An 18,358-nucleotide genomic window follows, 5' to 3' on the forward strand; every position below is an offset into this window, starting at 1 on the left:
GCTTACTCTCCTTTATAGTTGCTGACCGTTTTTAATCGCTTGTACTTCCGCTGCTTGCACAGACTCTCCAGTATTATTCCCCCACGCATTACGCTCATAGGTAATAACAGCGGCTAATTCTTTCAAACTCAGTTGTGGACCAAACGCTTGCATCGCGGTACCTGCCTTACCGTGAACAACAACGCTGATGTGCTCTAACTTACGTTTAGGATCAACTGAAACCCCTTCACCAGCCAGTGCTGGAAATGCTCCTGGAATACCTTGCCCATTAGCTTGATGACACATGGCACAACGCGCGGTATAGGTCTTTTCACCCAGCGTCATAAGCTCATCTAATGACATTTGCATGTCCAACAAACGCTGCTCTTCTTCACGCGCTTTACGTTGCGTGATCTTGGTTTTCTGTAGCCAATCATCGTATTCTGCTTGTGGTTTGGCTATCACCACAATCGGCATAAAGCCATGATCTTTACCGCATAATTCGGCACATTGACCTCGGTAAATACCGGGCTTATCAATTTGTGTCCACGCTTCATTAATAAAGCCAGGATTAGCATCTTTTTTCACCGCAAAAGCGGGCACCCACCATGAGTGGATCACATCTTGTGAGGTGATCAAAAAGCGTACTTTTTGCCCGACAGGAAGAACTAAGGGGTAATCAACTTCTAATAAATAGTTGTCACGCTTTTGCCGTTGATTACTGATTTGTTCAGCACTTGTAGCAAGGTGGGAGTAATATTCAACATCTTGGTTGAAATAGTTGTAATGCCACTTCCATTGCGAGCCTGTCACAAGGATAGTTACATCCGATTTTGAGGTGTCTTCCATTGCAATCAATGTTTTAGTTGCAGGAATAGCCATGCCTATTAAGATAATGAACGGGATCAGCGTCCAAATAATTTCTACTTTAGTACTTTCATGGAATGAAGCAGGCTTTGCGCCTTTTGACTTGCGGTGGTGAAAGATAGCCCAAAACATAACTCCGAATACCGCCACACCAATCGCGATACAAATGTAGAGAATGGTCATATGAAGACTGTATACATTCTGACTTACCGCCGTTACACCCGGTGTCATATTAAGCTGCATGGTGTCAGCCATCAGCGGCATTGAGAAAAGTACACTCGCTATTCCTGCGATCAATGAACGAACCATCGCTCTGACCTCCCCTGTCATTCAAATATGCAATTGAACGAATTTTATGTGGCAGAATGCTTCTATGACTAACGATGCAGCTGAGCTATCAAATCGGCATTATTTATTTTTTATTATTTAAAGCATTTATTGAGCAGCACATACCAACACATAAAAATGTCTCGATATATTTAACGTAGGCAGGAATCGCAGAATACGCAAAGAATCATGGATATAAAATAACTAACAAAAAAGTAGATAACACTTTGATATATAGATACAAATAAACTACTCGCTATCATGTATCACAATATCAATAAGTTACAACAAGTACGAGAATCGTTATTTAGATTAACGATAGTAATATTCATACCTCGCTATAATTTCAAATGAACAACAACAGGCGTTAAGCGATATTTCATACTGGGCATTTTAGCAATCCAACGTTGCCATGTTCGCCATCTCGGACAGGGATTATCAAATGGGCTAAAACAATCAATCAACTCAGCCCACGGTAACCAATTAATCATTTGTTGCGCAGGATCACGATAGCCATGATGATACTCACCGCAGCCCATTTTTTTCGCAATAGGGACATGGCATAGATCGCCCGCAACCACGATACACATTTCCATGCGGCTAAAACTACACCCCATACGCTGGATAAATGTCGCTAATTGCGCTGAATTACAGGCTAATAGTGCTTGATCGCAAATTAAAAGTATCGGTGTTTGAGCACTTTTCGGTAGACGCTTTAACCAACTGAGATCAGTAACTGAACCCGTTTTCAGCATATAACGATCACTGCGATGAAATAGTTTCTCTCGCCAAAGTAAATTTTCATCAGTATCTAACTCAAACCAACGACAACGTCCGTTATCTACGCGGTAAAAGCGGGTATCAAGCCCTGCACCAAGATTAACAACCTGCCCATAAGGATAGCGAGTTAAGAAGTCTTTCACTTGTTTATCGCACTGCAAAGTTAAAGTGGCATGTAAAAGTTGACGCTGAGGAACTTGTTGCCCGACACAATCAGGTTCGAGATAACATTGACGACACGCTACGGCAGCCACCGGATCATAAATAAGACCATCATCGGCTAAGCTTTCTCGGCTGCGATACCAAAGCGGTTGAAGTAAGTCAGAGGGAATGGTGTAGCGCTTTATTTTCGTCATCATTATCTCCTTATGAATTAAGGATGATAATAATTATCAGTTAGATTTGCAAAGCTTACTCGTCATTTTCTTAAGACAATAAAAAAGCGCAGCTTTAACTGCGCTTTTTTGGCTTCACTCAATCCGTCGTTCAGTAACCATCACATCCAATCAGCGTTTCGGATCACGCCAACAGCAATGCCTTCAATGGTTAAACTTTGATGCTCAAGATCAACTTCAATGGGTGAAAACTCTTCGTTTTCAGCATGGAGTAATACTTTGGCTCCCTGCTTATCAAGACGCTTAACCGTTACATCGTCATCAACACGTGCAACCACAACTTGACCGTTATGAACATCTTGGGTTTTATGTACAGCTAACAAGTCGCCATCCATAATCCCGATATTTTTCATACTCATCCCATTTACACGTAGTAAAAAATCGGCACGAGGTTTAAATAACATAGGATCGACTTCATAATGCGCTTCAACATGTTCTTGCGCTAAAATCGGTTCGCCAGCAGCGACACGACCAATCAGTGGTAGTCCCTGCTCTTCTGGCTCTTCTTGATTGACAAGTAAGCGAATACCACGCGATGCGCCTGGAATAATTTCCAACACTTCTTTACGTGCTAATGCTTTTAAATGTTCTTCTGCCGCATTCGCAGAGCGAAAACCTAATTCACGTGCAATTTCAGCACGTGTCGGTGGCATACCTGTTTCGTCTATTTTTGCTTTGATTAAATCAAAGACTTCTTGTTGGCGTAATGTCAACGGCTTCATGAGTCACCTGTCTTTTTATACAGTTCACTGTGAGTATATCCAGTGTTAAGCCACATTAAAAGGCAATTGTTTACGAAAACACCAATTTGATCAGTTAATCAAACCTATCAGAGCTTAGGTACTAAAATAATGACAGCCGTCTCGCAAAGATAATAATTTCAGTAGAATCAATTAGATTTAACTCACTGGTCATGCCAGATTGTTTTTTAAACCACTCATCGGTCAAAAAGAAACAATAAAAGACCATAAAAAATGATAATTTAACCGCTATCAACTGTATTTTAGCTGCATGAAATCAATCATTTTCTGCTATCCTTGCGGCGCATTAAGATTCTGAGGCTCGTTATAAATATGTCACGTTGGCAAAAATTTTATCAACAATTATTAAAGTTGCCGCTTTCTTTATTAGTTAAACCAGCAACCATTCCATCTGATCCTGTTGCTGATTTAGAGTTAGATTTAGAGCGGCCAATCGCCTACATTTTACCGTATTGCTCTAATACTGATTTATTAACACTGCGTAGCAGCGCTAAAGCATTAGGGCTACCTGATCCATTAACTAAGTTAGAAATTAATGGCCGTAGCTTTCCACGTTTTGTCTTTGTTGCTGAAGGCCCGAGTGTATTCGGCACTAATAATGCTCTACCTCAAGATTCGATTGAACTCTTTACCGAGTTACTTGAGCAACACAAACAAGATCCAGCATTAAACATTCAGTTAGTGCCCGCTTCTATTTTATGGGGACGAGCACCGGGTAAAGAATCCCAACGCAAAGCAACCTTACGTCCGTTAAATGGTCCAGCAAAATTCTGGGCAATTTTAACGCATGGCCGTGACTGTTTAGTGCGTTTAAGTACGCCAGTATCGCTGCGTTATATGGCCGATCATCATGGTACCGATGATGCGATTGCACAAAAATTAGCTCGCGTGGCAAAAATCCATTTTTCACGCCAGCAAATTGCGACATCTGGCCCACGCCTGCCTGATCGTCAGCTGTTGTTTAAACGTCTACTTGCCTCTAAAGCCATCGATAAAGTGGTACAAGAAGAAGCGATCAGCCGCCAAGTACCGGTTGAAAAAGTACGTAAAGAAGCCATCGGTATGATGGAAGAAATTGCGGCAGATTTCTCTTACCCACTGATCAAGAACGGTGAGCGTTTCCTACGCTGGCTATGGACCAAACTTTACCAAGGTTTGAATATCAAAAATGCCCAACGTGTGCGCCGTTTAGCACAAGATGGTCATGAAATAGTCTATGTGCCCTGTCACCGAAGTCACATGGATTACTTATTGCTTTCTTACGTGCTTTATAACGAAGGCTTAGTACCGCCACACATTGCCGCTGGTATTAACTTAAACTTCTTCCCTGCCGGTCCTATTTTCCGTCGTGGTGGTGCATTCTTTATTCGCCGAAGTTTCCGTGGTGATCGTCTGTACTCAACAGTATTCCGTGAATACTTATCTGAGTTATTTACTAAAGGGTATTCAGTTGAATACTTCAGTGAAGGTGGTCGTTCGCGTACTGGTCGCTTATTACCAGCGAAAACCGGCATGCTTTCAATGACTATTCAAGCCATGCTGCGTGGTTTAAACCGTCCCGTTACATTAGTACCAGTGTACATCGGCTATGAGCATGTAATGGAAGTGGGCACTTACGCAAAAGAGCTACAAGGTAAGCGTAAAGAGAAAGAAAATGTCGGCCAAGTTATCCGAACATTACGTAAGTTGCGTAATTTAGGCGAAGGTTATGTCAACTTTGGTGAGCCTATTCCGCTTAACCAATATTTAAATGACAATGTACCTGAGTGGCACAAAGACATTAACCCAATCGAGCCGCAAAAACCAAGCTGGTTAACGCCTGTCGTGAACGATTTAGCCGTTAAGATGATGACACATATTAACGACGCTGCAGCAACCAATGCAATGACGTTATGCGCCCTTGCATTACTAGCATCACGACAACGCGCATTAAGCCGTGAAGTACTAGAGCAGCAAATTGAATGCTACCTTGAACTATTGCGTAATACGCCATATTCAAGCCAGTGTACAACGCCAAAAGAAAATGCTGAGCAAATGATTGAGCATGCGGTTGCAATGGATAAGTTCGTGGTTGAGCATGACACCTTAGGCGATATTATTTCGCTTGATCGTCAACAATCGATCTTGATGACTTACTACCGTAATAACATCATTCACTTATTCGCATTACCGTCGTTGATTGCGCATATTGTGGTACAGCAGCAAAGCTTAACCAATGATGAAATTCATGAACAAGTTGAATTACTGTATCCATTCTTAAAAGCGGAATTGTTCTTACGTTTTGATAATGAGCAGCTAAATACTGAAATTGATAAGATCATTGATGAGCTTGTACGCCAACGTCTATTACTTAACGATGGGATTAACATTTCTATCAATAATGCCCGTATTGGCCCTCTTCAGCTACTGGCTCGCACGATATCTGAAACATTACAACGTTATGCGATTGCACTAACTTTACTCCGTGCAGAGCCTGAAATGGCGAAAAATGATTTAGAGCATCACAGCCAAGTGCTTGCTCAACGTCTAAGTCGTTTACACGGGATCAATGCACCAGAGTTTTTCGATAAAGGTGTATTTAGTATTTTGGTGAAAACATTGCGTAGCGAAGGTTATCTCAATGACGAGTGCCACGCGGTAGCACGTCCAGTAGAAAACTTAGCGAATCTACTCACCGCGTTAGTCTCACCGGAAGTGAACCTCACCATCCAAGCGGTGATGCACTTAGATGACGCTAAAGACAAACAAGAATAAAGATACGTAACGAAAAAAAGCGCCATAACGGCGCTTTTTTTATATCTTTAACACTCAACAATTAAACTCACGAAATACAGCGTTAAATCATGTTTCTAGAAGCAGACACTTAATACAATACCGACACAGACAATCATGCCGAAGTAGTTATTATTTAAAAACGCACGAAAACAGCTTTCACGTAGGCGCTCTTTAAGCAACATCTGTTGATAAACAAATAAGCCTGACGCTAGTAACAATGACCAGTAATACACTTGGTCTAATTGCAGCACCATACCGACAGCAATCAATAAGCTCAACGTGGCAAGCTGAAGTAAGCCAATAATTAACTTATCAAAACGTCCAAATAGGATGGCAGTCGACTTAATCCCAACCTTTAAATCATCATCCCGATCTACCATCGCATATTGGGTGTCATACGCAATCGTCCACAAAATATTAGCAGTAAATAATAACCATGCACTCAGCGATAAATCACCTGCTTGTGCTGCATATGCCATTGGAATAGACCAGCCAAATGCAACGCCTAAAACCAACTGAGGTAAATGAGTATAACGCTTCATAAACGGATAACATGCCGCTAATAGTACTCCCACCACAGATAACATAATAGTTAAGCTATTCATGGTTAAAACCAGTAAAAACGACACCAGCACTAACAAGAAAAATAAGCCTAACGCTTCGCGCTCAGACACCTTACCCGACGGCATTGGACGATCTTTAGTACGTTTAACATGGCCATCAAAATTACGATCAGCAAAGTCATTAATCACGCATCCTGCTGCACGCATGAATATGACACCTAAGACAAAAACAATTAATACATTGATATTTGGCATGCCATCTGCGGCAAGAAAAAGTGCCCACAAGGTTGGCCATAATAATAATAAGCTACCAATGGGACGATCAAAACGCGCTAATTGCCAAAACGCTCTCGCCTTAGTCATTTCTAACATTTGTTATTCCTTGCATACACAGGTGAGCGAGGTAAAAACAACTCTGCCACCAGCATAGCTTTTTCATTAATCCATAATCTTGAACGACGAGCCCAAATCGATTGTTCTGGCATGCCTATTCTTGCCACTTCCAGAGCATCACGACGGGAATTGTTGCCATTAAAAATACGATACCCTAAAGGATTTGCGCCTAATTCGGCTAAATCACTTTCGTCCCCACATAATATAGTGGTCGGCATTAGTGTTCGAGCATAGACCCAAGGCTGTTGATCACCATTGAGCATAACAATGCGTTCAAGGCAATCGCTGTGTCCTAATAACGCACGTTCTGATAGTGATAACTCACTATTTTTTATTACGTTTTGTGCTAATACTGTGACTGAAAAAACACGACAATGCGCGGCTAAACGGCGCGATAAAGAGTCAGACTCGAGTAACCAAGAACCAACGGAACCTCCTTCTAATGCCCATTCAGAGGCTGGATACCATACAGCACCTTCAAGTAACGGACTATATAACTGCTTGAATTCCGACATTTTCTCACTACTTAATCAACAAACTCGTGATCGATAACACTTGGTTGTATTCAGTTAATTTATTACCATAATGATCTGCTATTGTAGCAAGCTGTAACCAGTACGAATATCGTTACCGTGCAAAGATTACACCTGTTTCTCACAAACTAAGTGGACAACATAAGTATAATGATAAAATTATCTGTTTTTGTGGCAGCGCTAACGCTTGTCAGCATGCTTCAAAGCCCAGTGGCGATAGCATCTAATGAAGATGTGGCAGCTCCCCCTCAAATCACTTACTACACGTTAGAGCCTGACATCACAACCAACTATGTTACCCAAGGTAAACGGCTGGGTTATATTCGTCTCCAAGTGGATTTGATGATAAACAATCAAACCAACCTCACCAATATTGAGCACCACACCCCGCTTATCCGTGATGCCATTATTGATATTGTGAGTAAACAACCAGAAGCAAAAATCAAATCGCTTGCTGGCCGTGAAGAGATCCGCCGAGCTTGCCAAGATCAAGTCAATCGACTCCTGCTAGCAGAAACGCGCCAACAGCCCGTTGCTGAACTGCTCTTTACTAAGTTTCTTTATCAATAAAAGAAAAAGCGGTGAAATATCGTTAAAGCAAACTGCCCCTTTAACGATATTTTCTCTTAATTATTTAGCTTGCTTTAGTGGATTCACTTTAGCGTCAAATAACGCAATCACACAGCCTGAAATTAAGCCAAATAAGTGCGCCATATTGGCAATCGACATTCCCATCGGCTCTGCAAATCCGATCACTAGCCATACCAACATAAACACAACGTAAGAGCGGGCAATCACTAAACCTCGTTGTGGTGCCAGCCATCCCATCCACCAGATGTAGCCCAATAGCGCATATACCACACCAGATAAACCACCAAAATTAGGCCCATCAAGCCAGAACTGACCAAAACCTGAAACTAATGAGGACAGTAAAAAAATCTGCACTAATTTAGCAGAACCACTATGACGTTCAATTTGCCCGCCCAGTAACCACCACCATAGGCAGTTAAAAATTACATGAAGAGGAGAAAAATGCAGTAACGCATGAGAGAAATAACGCCATAACTCCCATTGATCGCCATTCATAAACGGGAAATGTAGCCATTCAAATAAGATCTGTTCAAACCCGAGTAACCATAAGCCATAAATCACCAATGATGCGACCATGACCAATAAGGTAAAAGGCCCAGCTTGAGCTTTAACCATGTTGATCAAACTTGGATTACTGTAGTTAAACTTTGCGGTTCGGCTTTCAGCGACTTGCCAAGATGCCGCTTGATATTTGTTATTATTTGGATCGAGTAAAAATGCATTAAGCTCAGCTTCTGCTTCAACGAGGTATTGCTCATCTGCCAACCATAATGCAAATTTACCTTCAGGCTCTGGCGCCATCGATATTTCGATACCTCGATAGGCCATATAATCGATAAAAGCTTGTGCCTGTCGTGGGTTATAAAATCCCGCTAAGCGATACATAATGATGACCTTTCTGTTCAAAAATAGAATCTGACTTAAGATCTATCATTATCGCGCGCTCGATACCACTGTAAAGCCTTTATGCTTCAATCACAGGTAATGCCGCACGACGCCAACCTTCAAAGCCACCATCTAAGCTATACACATTTTCATAACCTTGATTGATCAAATACTGTGCAGCGCCTTGACTACTGATACCGTGGTAGCACATCACAATCACCGGCTGCTCAAAGTCCACCTGATCCATCCAACTAACCATGGTGTCATTGGTTAAATGAAACGCTTGCTCTGGGTGCGCTAGGGCAAATGACTGAGGATCGCGAATATCGACTAAAACTGCCTGGCTATCCGTTTGTTGTAATAACTGATAAGCCTGCTCGACTGAGATATGTTGAAACTGTTCCATGATTTTCCTTTACCTGACTTGTTATTTTTATCATCGCATCGTGATCTACATATGCTAAATAATATGATCCGCCAAACCCAGACAAGATCCTTTTCACATGATCCTGACGTTTTACTGCGATATCTCATTATTAAGCACAGTATACCTCAGCTTTTAGGGATATATTCCATGCCAAAATCAGGGTTTATCCACACCTAAGTATCTTCTTGGCTAATGAAGTTTCAAATGAAGACAAGGGCTTGTCGATGATCATAACCACAACATGAACACAAAGTAATCGCCTGTGGAAAAAACTGTGAATTGCGTTGATAATGTGTTTTAAAAACAAAGGATCCACTACATATAGTTAGGATCCGATCATAAGCTGTGGATAACATGCTATTTAGTACACAATCACACCCACAATTGTGATGTATATCTCATTAAATTCAAGACGATACTCTGCTCCATCAACTAAGTTAGATCACTCTGTTTCTCAGCGTCATTACGGATCCTCAGGCACAAAAAAGCCGACACTTAGGTCGGCTTCTCATCTTCACGAGGCAAAGGATCAATAAAAATCGCCCACTGCATCTTTTAACTTTTTCATCGCATTTTTTTCTAACTGGCGAATACGCTCGGCAGAAACACCGTAATTATCGGCTAAATCTTGCAATGTTGATTTTTCATCATCTAACCAACGTGAACGTACGATATGCTGACTACGTTCATCAAGGCTCGCTAACGCCTGAGATAATCGATTGTTAGCATGATTTTCCCAGTTGTTTTCTTCATAGGTTAATGCGACATCAGAGCTTTTATCTTCTAAATAGTAAGCTGGAGCAACCGGTGTGGTATCACGCTCATCATCGTCATTTTGCATTTCAAACGTAGGATCTTGCGCTGCGAGGCGTGATTCCATTTCACGTACATCGGAAGGCTCAACCCCAAGCTGCTCTGCGACCATATTGACTTCATCATTATTAAACCAACCCAAGCGCTTTTTCGACTTACGTAGGTTAAAGAATAATTTACGTTGTGCCTTGGTCGTTGCAACTTTCACAATTCGCCAATTACGCAGTACATATTCGTGGATCTCTGCTTTAATCCAATGCACAGCAAACGACACGAGTCGTACCCCAACTTCGGGATTAAATCGTTTCACCGCCTTCATTAAACCAATATTGCCCTCTTGAATAAGATCGGCAATTGGTAGGCCATAACCAGAGTAACCACGAGCAATATGAACAACGAAGCGCAGATGCGACATTACTAAAGCTTTCGCAGAATTAATATCATCATCGTAATGCAGACGTTCAGCTAACTCTTTCTCACGCTCAGGCGTAAGCATTGGATAACGATTAACAGTTTGGATATAACTATCTAAACTTTCCGTTGATACCAGAGCCATCGCAGACATCTCTTGTGACATTCAAAGACCTCGTATGTTTGTGCTATTTTTGTTCTATCGTAACGATAAATAAACGACAACGAACGTTACGTGAACATGCAATAATGCCTGTAAACATAGTTCAATTGCAAGCTCAAGTACAAATGAATATGAATTACAGGCATCAATAATAAATAAAATGATGTCAGGGCTGAGAAACAATACGTTACACAGGCTCGATCTCTTTTAGATGTCGACCAGCAGAAAGTCGTGCTGCCAACAAGCCTAAAAACGTAGCAAGCATAACCATAATTAAGCTTTCATCCCAGCTCAATCCTATCATTCTAAAATTGCTTCCATAGAGGTTAGCAAGTTTCGCCACAGCTTCATCAAGCAGTAATGTCACAATCGCCACTAAGATCCAAGCAATCACGGCCGCAATCAAACCATACCAAGCACCAACATAGAGATAAGGGCGCAAAATATAACTGTCAGTTGCCCCCACCATTTTCATCACTTGGATTTCATCTTTATGGCTCAACACTTGTAAACGTAATGTATTGCCAACAATTAAAAACACGGCAAAGAGCATTAAGCCTGACATCAATGCCGCTAACGTTATAGCAAGATCTTGAATAGCAGCTAAACGTTGTAACCAATCACTATCTAAACGCACTTCATTAACTTGTGGCTCTTTACCTAATTTATCGGCTAGCGCACGGGCTTGCACATCGCCCTGCCAATCAGGTGCAGGCTTAACAATCACCACCGCTGGCAATGGATTATCTTTACTATCAAACAAACTGAGTGCTTTTTCAAAGCCACCGTGTTGACGGAATTCTTCTAATCCTTTGGCCGCTGAAATATATTGAACACTTTCTGCTTCAGGCCAAGTTTTAACAGTATCAGCAAAAGCTTGACCGTCACTGTCACTGACATCGTTATTCAAATACAACGTAATTTGGCTAGGGTTTTGCCAAGAATCTGCCACTACCGTGATATTTTTAGCCATTAGGTAGAAGGTGCACGGTAGCGTTAACGCAAATGCGAGTACAGCTAAGGTTAAAAAGTTACCTAGTGGGCGACGAAACATATCCTTTAATGCGGCACTTCCTTGCTGACGATGGATCGCAAAAAAGCCCGTAGATTTACGCGCCATGAGTAAGCTCCCTTAGATTTCCTTTTTGTAAATCAAAGCGACGATAATTTCGACTCGCTAATAATGATGTATCGTGGGTTGCCATTAAAACGCTGACTCCAACACGATTAAATTCTTCAAACAAGCGTAGTACTTGTTGTGATAAATCCGCATCTAGGTTGCCGGTAGGCTCATCAGCTAGCAGTAACATAGGTTTGTTAACAACAGCGCGGGCAATACCCACACGCTGTTGTTCACCGCCAGATAATTGGATCGGCAAACATTTTGCTTTATCCAATAATCCAACTTTATCAAGTGCCGCACAAACACGACGCTTAATCTCATTTTCCGAGACTTGTTCCACTCGCAGTGGTAACGCGACGTTGTCGTACACACTGCGATCCATTAACAATTTATGATCTTGGAAAATAATACCGATATTTCGGCGCAGAAAAGGGATCTGCTTATTTGGCAATCGCGTGATGTCATGACCGTTAAACCAGATCTGGCCATCACTTGGTCGTTCTAAAGCACAAATTAATTTCAGCAGGGTACTTTTACCTGCACCAGAGTGACCAGTTAAAAAAGCCATGTCTGCTGGACGTAGATGAAAATCTACTTTCTGTAGGGCTTGCCTACCGCCACGATAAGCTTTACTTACCTGCTGAAATCGAATCACACTTTATTCCTCATCACTAAATAATGCTTCAATAAATTCTTCTGCAGCAAATGGACGGAGATCGTCAATACCTTCACCGACACCTATGTATCGAATCGGAATATTAAACTGATCTGCCACCGCAAAGATCACACCACCTTTCGCTGTACCATCTAATTTAGTGATCGTAATTCCTGATACAGGAGCAACATCACTGAACAATTTAGCTTGGCTAATGGCATTTTGACCGGTGCCCGCATCGACAGTTAGCATAATTTCATGAGGGGCATCAACGTCCACCTTTTTCATTACACGTACAATCTTACGCAGCTCTTCCATTAAGTTGCCTTTGTTTTGCAAACGGCCAGCAGTATCAGCAATAACCACATCAACATTTTTTGCTTTTGCCGATTCAATGGCATCAAAGATCACTGATGCGCTATCAGCCCCCGTATGCTGGGCAACAACAGGAACGTGGTTTCGTTCACCCCAAACTTGCAGCTGTTCAACGGCAGCAGCACGGAATGTATCACCTGCTGCTAACATCACAGATTTACCTTCCGCTTGGAATTGCTTCGCTAACTTGCCGATAGTGGTCGTTTTACCCACCCCATTTACGCCGACCATTAAGATGACATAAGGCTTTTTGCTAGTATCGATAACCAAAGGTTGTTCGACTTTAGCTAACATGCCAGCGAGTTCATCTTTTAGTAAACCATAGAGGGCTTCACCGTCTTTAAGTTCCTTTTTTGATGCTTTATCGGTCAGATTTTCGATAATTTTCAGCGTGGTATCCATGCCGACATCTGCAATGAGTAGCTGCTCTTCCAGCTCTTCAAACAGTTCATCATCGATTTTCTTACCGCTAAATAAGCCAAAGAAACCCGCACCAAAGTTGGTTTTAGTTTTCTTTAAACCACGCATTAAGCGGGCAAAGAAGCCTTCCGATTTTGGTTTTTCTTGTTCAACGGGTTTTGCTATCTCTTCTTCCGTCGCTGATTCAGTTTCACCTGTTTCAACGCTTGTTGAAGTGATAGATTCGACAATCTCAGCATTATCTATTGCATTAGAAGGCTCAAGAACATTTGAAGCTTCAGGCTCTGTCGTTACAGTTTCTTCAATAACACTGCTTTTTTCAGTGTCATCTACTTGCAACGTCTTTGCCAATTCGACATCATCGGTCTTAGCAATCTTTTCTTGCTCTGCCGCAGCGCTTTCGTCAGTTTGAACATCATTATTATGCTCAACTTTCGTCTTCGCCTCGTCAGAGGAATGTGTTGATTCAGGGCTATCAATAGCCCCATCCACTACTGATTGTTCAGTAGTTTGTTCCTTTTGAGCATCGTTATCTTCAGAGCCAAATCCGAGCCATGAAAATAAACCGCGTTTCTTTTTTTCTGCCATTGGCGAATCCTAGCGCTTGATTGGTACAATTTGCAGCCTAAAAACAGGTGTATACTATCATTTTCTTAACGGTCAAAAAAATCTATGACGCAGCGTAGACAACAAACAACTCGCAAACCACAAAATAATCGTCCTGGCGGGTTCGTTCGCATCATTAGCGGACAATGGCGTGGACGCAAATTACCCGTTCATGATGTCGAAGGACTACGTCCGACCACTGACCGTGTAAAAGAAACACTTTTCAACTGGTTAGCGCAAGACATTTATCAATCTAAATGCCTTGATCTGTTCGCTGGTAGCGGCGGTTTAAGTTTTGAAGCTCTTTCTCGTGGTGCTGAAAGCGTAACGATGCTTGAACTCGACAAAAAAGCCGCGAATCAATTAGAGCAAAACTTAAAAACCGTTGGGGCAAAAAATGCCACTGTGGTTAATGGTGACAGCTTAACGTTTTTGTCACAACAAGGACGTGCACATGATTTAGTCTTTATTGATCCCCCATTTAGAAAAGATCTTATTCAAGACGTAATCGCCGCATTAGAAAACAACGGCTGGCTTGCTCCCCATGCAATGATTTATATTGAAGCAGAAAAGGAATTGGGCAACCTGATAACGCCAAGCCATTGGCACCTACACCGTGAAAAAACGGCAGGACAGGTTTGCTACCGCTTATTTGCAAGAGAGGAACCATGAAGGCGCTAATACTTATCGCAAAACTTGCCATTGCCTTTGTTTGGCTGGTACTACTGATTAATATCGTTCACCCATTCCCTGGCGTTGCTGCTATGGCGTTATATATCATGACAGCGTTCTTGTTTATGATGCATGGCTTACAAATGCTGATATTTATTGGTGCATTTGGCGACAAAATTAACATGTCCGGTTGGGAAAAATGGTCCATTTTAATTTTTGGTATCTTCGCCCTACTTGATATCCGCCGTAAGCATATGATGTAACCAAGTTAAAGATAATAAAAAAGCGAACCATAGGGTTCGCTTTTTTTGTTGCATCACCTCATTACCGATAATCAGGGTAATTACATGCGTGCTTTAAAGATCGCTACGATTTCTTCTAGGCTCGCTTGGCGTGGGTTCGTTAAAGAACATGCATCGTTTAGGGCGTTTTGCGCCATGAACGCTAGCTTGTCTTCAGTTACACCTAAATCAGCTAGGCGTTGCTTAGTACCCACTTTTTCAGAGAGTGCATCAATCGCTTCAAGGGCTGCATTTACTGCTTGCTCTTGGGTCATTGCTGCTGTGTCGATACCCATTGCTTTGGCGATATCAACAAAACGCTCTGGTACTTGTTTGGCGTTAAAGCGTGAAACTTCTGCCAATAGAATCGCGTTACATAGGCCGTGAGCCAGGTCGTAAACACCACCTAATTGGTGCGCCATTGAGTGAACGTAACCTAAAGATGCATTTGAAAATGCCATCCCAGCAAGGTACTCGCCGTACTGCATTGCATCACGTGCTTCGCGGTTTTGGCCGTCATTCACTGCGGTTTCTAGGTTATTTACAATCAGTTCAATCGCTTTAATGGCAGATGCATCAGTGATGGGTGTTGCAGCTGTTGAAACATAGGCTTCAACGGCGTGTGTTAATGCATCCATACCGGTTGCAGCAGTTAGGAACTTAGGCATTGCGACCATTAGCTCTGAATCGTTTACTGCAATAATTGGCGTGAAGTGCTTATCAACCACAGGATATTTGGTTTCATCTTCCTGGTTAGTGATGATTGCAAATACGGTCATTTCCGAAGCGGTACCAGCAGTTGTGTTCACGGTTACCAATGGAAGTTGTGGCTTTTTAGAAAGGTGTACACCTTTCGAGTAATCACGAATATGACCACCGTTCGCTGCCACAAGTGCGATACCTTTAGCAGTATCGTGTGATGAACCACCACCGAATGAAATCACAAAATCAGAATGGCTGCTTGCAAGTAACGCTAGGCCATCTTCAATGTTTTTCTCAGTTGGGTTAGGTTGCACACCATCGTAAATAGTGTAATCAAGGCCGTGCGCAGTAAGCTCGTCAGTTAGTTTGCTCACTAAACCCACTTCAACTAATACACTGTCTGTCACGATTAGGGCTTTTTTCAGCTCTTTTGACGCAAGTTCAGCACCTAAAGATTGAATAGCGTTAGGACCCATTAGTGTTACAGGTGGCATGTAGAATACATTGCTCATAATAAAGCTCCGATAATATTAAGAAATTTATGCTGGCTTATCGCATGTGCCATAAGCCGGAATTTTTTACAGAGTGTGAATAGCAAAGTGAGTGTTACCGGCACCGAATCGTTATGGTTGTTGTTGGTGTCGATGCCGACATCTTCTCATTTACTGAAATATAAACAATAGAGTTAAAAGTAAATTACTATTACGTGTGGGTAATAATAGAAATGGGCGTATTGTTTACAGCGCTCAGCGGCTTATTTATCAGCAGCAGACAGTAGCTTTTCAGCAAAAGTAAGTTGTGATGCTGATTGTGTGAATACCACACCTGAGTGTGAACGCTCTGCAGTACCTTGTTTTTGGTAGTGCGCCGCATTCATAGTGCTAGCCGCTGCTTTTTGAAATTGAACATTACCTGTGAACGCACCATCTTTAGCTGAAGCGTTGTAAGACATAGCGATAATAGCGGCTGCGATAGTTGCTTTAATAACTGTTTTCATGAGTAATAAAACCTTGTGTCTTTATGTTTGTGAACGCCTTGTGCGTTTCGATGGGTGTATTATTAATAATTACACTAAAAACAACAATACGATAAAAGTACAAAAGATTATTACTGATAGGTAACAATCAAAGAGAGTATCGTGAAGTACTTAATAGCGGAATAGGTAAGACGAGGAAATTAGACAGCAAAAAGATAATTCGGAATAACCATCTATCAAGAAGGGATACGCATTAAAGAATGGGGTTAAAGACGGTTGGGTTTTCTTATCATTTGCACGTTGATTTGATACTTACTTTTCACCTCAATTAAGGCTCTTGATCGCGGTCGCATTGGCAATTCCAACACAATTCAAATTGCCCTTGATTCACTTCACCGCACTGCGAACAATGCCAATCATGGTAATCAGTGCGTTTATAATCACTGACAATCCCTTGTGCGCGTTGCCATTGCCATTGCTCAACCCATACTTTCACTTCAACAACATTCGCTGGAAGCTCTCCCATCGCAGCACCTAACGCCTCACCCGTTAACCGTGCATTCACTCCCTCACTTTCTAATAACCCTTTCACGCTGTGCGCTTCCAAGCTATTACAAGCGCTATAGATACACTGCCATTGCTCTGACATAGATAACTCCTCAAATGACAGGCTATAAAACGAGTACCGAGCCAACAAATAAACCTTGGGCAATAAAGTACGTCGACATAATGATCGCCGTTGCGGCACTGAACTCACCCTTAAAACGATTAACAGCCAAGGTAAGATCTGATAGCACAAATAAAATAGCGCCAACGATGGTAAATAGTGCGGCTTGGCTATGGGACAACAACCAATACTGCCCAGCAGCAAAGGTCATCGCCATAATAATGAGTATATAGAAAGCAACTGGCGTTTGTAGTGGTGCTAGAGAGGGTAACAACAGTAAAAAAACGACAATACCTATGGCAAGACAAAGCGCAAGTAGCCACCAGCTTATTGTTCCTTGCCATTGACTGGCAAATGCGACGGTAAAAGCAATATGAGCAAGAAAAAAGCTCATCAGGCCAGCAAGAAACCGATCTGCTGGCAACATTAAGTAAATATCACCAATGATTGAAAAGCAAAGCCCTATAACAATTGCCCAGTAATAAAAACTAGGGGCACCGCTCCATACACATAGTATTACCATCAACATAACCGTTAACGGTTTACTGACATAGTAAAGCCAGCGTGGTCCTCGATAAGCAGCAGTAATGTGCAATACCGCTAAAAATATAATACATAACCACATAATCAGACATTCACTACGCTGTTAAATACACTCTTTGTAAAGGTGAGCAAATATCATGGTGTTTGCCATCTCAATAATCAGAAATGGTGTACAACCACCTCATAACAGCCCTCAATGCACCTTTGATAGATTGTAAAAGCAACCGTTTATCTCTCGTAAAAAGCTATTTTATTAATTTTTTACCACTTTATATCCACCAAAAACATCGCAGCCTCAAGAACACTATAAACCAAATTAAAAAAAACCAATAAGAACATTAAGATAAGAAAAAAAATCATGCTATCACTGTAACTTTTTACGCATATCACCTTGGTGAATAAACCACCAAAAAAATAAAAACACAATTCAAATAGGCGTTTTGGTAATAAAAACACAAAAAACGACTGATTTAGTTATAAAAAAACAAACATCACCACAGAAAAGTTAGAATAAATAAAAGTACAAAAGACTAGATAACATAAACACTTATTTTGATAACTAAGCAATTCGCACTCACATCGAAAAACCAATAAAAACAATAAAATCAAAAAGATAAAATAAAAACAAAACAGAAAACATAAAAAACACCATAGTAAAAAAACAATAAACTTCTC

General features: G+C 41.5%; 19 protein-coding genes. 4 read left to right on the plus strand and 15 right to left on the minus strand.

The genetic code is table 11. From position 1 onward, the window contains the following. Positions 1 to 12: 12 nt before the first annotated feature. The 3 genes from coxB to lexA form a co-directional block, all read right to left on the minus strand. A complete protein-coding gene (coxB, locus tag C9J41_RS13305) occupies positions 13 to 1,155 on the minus strand; it encodes a cytochrome c oxidase subunit II (protein ID WP_107260566.1) in 1,143 nt (380 codons plus the stop codon). A gap of 356 nt (positions 1,156 to 1,511) precedes the next feature. After that, the gene (locus C9J41_RS13310) at positions 1,512 to 2,309 is read right to left on the minus strand and encodes a class I SAM-dependent methyltransferase (protein ID WP_107208659.1); all 798 of its coding nucleotides are present in this window, start codon (positions 2,307 to 2,309) and stop codon (positions 1,512 to 1,514) included. Positions 2,310 to 2,449: 140 nt separating this feature from the next. After that, positions 2,450 to 3,070, minus strand: coding sequence for a transcriptional repressor LexA (lexA, locus tag C9J41_RS13315; RefSeq protein WP_005372006.1), 621 nt, complete (start codon positions 3,068 to 3,070; stop codon positions 2,450 to 2,452). A gap of 351 nt (positions 3,071 to 3,421) precedes the next feature. On the opposite strand from lexA, the gene plsB reads away from it, so the two are divergent. Continuing rightward, a complete protein-coding gene (plsB, locus tag C9J41_RS13325) occupies positions 3,422 to 5,863 on the plus strand; it encodes a glycerol-3-phosphate 1-O-acyltransferase PlsB (protein WP_107292465.1) in 2,442 nt (813 codons plus the stop codon). Between the two features lie 95 nt (positions 5,864 to 5,958). Here the strand turns inward: plsB and ubiA are convergent, their stop codons facing one another. Further along, on the minus strand, positions 5,959 to 6,819 hold the full coding sequence (ubiA, locus tag C9J41_RS13330; protein ID WP_107208661.1) for a 4-hydroxybenzoate octaprenyltransferase: 861 nt from the start codon (positions 6,817 to 6,819) through the stop codon (positions 5,959 to 5,961). After that, positions 6,813 to 7,355: a chorismate lyase gene (locus C9J41_RS13335; protein ID WP_107208662.1), complete on the minus strand. Its 543-nt coding sequence runs from the start codon at positions 7,353 to 7,355 to the stop codon at positions 6,813 to 6,815. The genes ubiA and C9J41_RS13335 overlap by 7 nt, the downstream gene beginning before the upstream one ends. Before the next feature lie 168 nt (positions 7,356 to 7,523). Here C9J41_RS13335 and C9J41_RS13340 point away from each other — a divergent pair, with 168 nt between their 5' ends. Continuing rightward, complete coding sequence (locus C9J41_RS13340; protein ID WP_107208663.1) at positions 7,524 to 7,943, plus strand: flagellar basal body-associated protein FliL; 420 nt, start codon at positions 7,524 to 7,526, stop codon at positions 7,941 to 7,943. A 60-nt stretch (positions 7,944 to 8,003) separates the two neighbouring features. Here C9J41_RS13340 and glpG read toward each other — a convergent pair whose 3' ends face one another. The 6 genes from glpG to ftsY all read right to left on the minus strand — a co-directional run bounded on the left by glpG (position 8,004) and on the right by ftsY (position 13,824). Next, a complete protein-coding gene (gene glpG / locus C9J41_RS13345; RefSeq protein ID WP_107208664.1) occupies positions 8,004 to 8,849 on the minus strand; it encodes a rhomboid family intramembrane serine protease GlpG in 846 nt (281 codons plus the stop codon). Positions 8,850 to 8,928: 79 nt separating this feature from the next. Next, the gene (gene glpE / locus C9J41_RS13350) at positions 8,929 to 9,255 is read right to left on the minus strand and encodes a thiosulfate sulfurtransferase GlpE (protein ID WP_105061178.1); all 327 of its coding nucleotides are present in this window, start codon (positions 9,253 to 9,255) and stop codon (positions 8,929 to 8,931) included. A 550-nt stretch (positions 9,256 to 9,805) separates the two neighbouring features. Continuing rightward, a complete protein-coding gene (rpoH, locus tag C9J41_RS13355) occupies positions 9,806 to 10,666 on the minus strand; it encodes an RNA polymerase sigma factor RpoH (protein ID WP_105061179.1) in 861 nt (286 codons plus the stop codon). A gap of 184 nt (positions 10,667 to 10,850) precedes the next feature. Further along, the gene (ftsX, locus tag C9J41_RS13360) at positions 10,851 to 11,783 is read right to left on the minus strand and encodes a permease-like cell division protein FtsX (protein WP_107208665.1); all 933 of its coding nucleotides are present in this window, start codon (positions 11,781 to 11,783) and stop codon (positions 10,851 to 10,853) included. Further along, entirely contained in the window at positions 11,773 to 12,441 is a 669-nt protein-coding gene (ftsE, locus tag C9J41_RS13365; protein ID WP_006647648.1) for a cell division ATP-binding protein FtsE, read from the minus strand. Before ftsE ends, ftsX begins: the two co-directional genes overlap by 11 nt. Before the next feature lie 3 nt (positions 12,442 to 12,444). Further along, complete coding sequence (gene ftsY, locus C9J41_RS13370) at positions 12,445 to 13,824, minus strand: signal recognition particle-docking protein FtsY (RefSeq protein ID WP_107208666.1); 1,380 nt, start codon at positions 13,822 to 13,824, stop codon at positions 12,445 to 12,447. Between the two features lie 84 nt (positions 13,825 to 13,908). On the opposite strand from ftsY, the gene rsmD reads away from it, so the two are divergent. Next, a complete protein-coding gene (rsmD, locus tag C9J41_RS13375) occupies positions 13,909 to 14,514 on the plus strand; it encodes a 16S rRNA (guanine(966)-N(2))-methyltransferase RsmD (protein ID WP_005372034.1) in 606 nt (201 codons plus the stop codon). Continuing rightward, the gene (locus C9J41_RS13380; RefSeq protein WP_005372036.1) at positions 14,511 to 14,777 is read left to right on the plus strand and encodes a DUF1145 domain-containing protein; all 267 of its coding nucleotides are present in this window, start codon (positions 14,511 to 14,513) and stop codon (positions 14,775 to 14,777) included. The genes rsmD and C9J41_RS13380 overlap by 4 nt, the downstream gene beginning before the upstream one ends. A gap of 80 nt (positions 14,778 to 14,857) precedes the next feature. On the opposite strand, the gene C9J41_RS13385 is transcribed toward C9J41_RS13380, so the two are convergent. The 4 genes from C9J41_RS13385 to C9J41_RS13400 all read right to left on the minus strand — a co-directional run bounded on the left by C9J41_RS13385 (position 14,858) and on the right by C9J41_RS13400 (position 17,765). Then, on the minus strand, positions 14,858 to 16,009 hold the full coding sequence (locus C9J41_RS13385; protein WP_107294688.1) for an iron-containing alcohol dehydrogenase: 1,152 nt from the start codon (positions 16,007 to 16,009) through the stop codon (positions 14,858 to 14,860). 242 nt (positions 16,010 to 16,251) lie between these two features. After that, positions 16,252 to 16,494 carry a hypothetical protein gene (locus tag C9J41_RS13390; protein WP_045085049.1) on the minus strand — a complete coding sequence of 81 codons (243 nt, stop codon included), beginning with the start codon at positions 16,492 to 16,494 and terminating at the stop codon, positions 16,252 to 16,254. Between the two features lie 307 nt (positions 16,495 to 16,801). After that, positions 16,802 to 17,122, minus strand: coding sequence for a DUF2007 domain-containing protein (locus tag C9J41_RS13395; RefSeq protein WP_005372049.1), 321 nt, complete (start codon positions 17,120 to 17,122; stop codon positions 16,802 to 16,804). Between the two features lie 22 nt (positions 17,123 to 17,144). Beyond that, positions 17,145 to 17,765, minus strand: a complete 621-nt coding sequence (locus C9J41_RS13400; protein ID WP_107247033.1) for a lysoplasmalogenase — start codon at positions 17,763 to 17,765, stop codon at positions 17,145 to 17,147. Positions 17,766 to 18,358: the final 593 nt, after the last annotated feature.

The organism is Photobacterium sp. GB-50 (assembly GCF_003026755.1).
Classification (GTDB): domain Bacteria; phylum Pseudomonadota; class Gammaproteobacteria; order Enterobacterales; family Vibrionaceae; genus Photobacterium.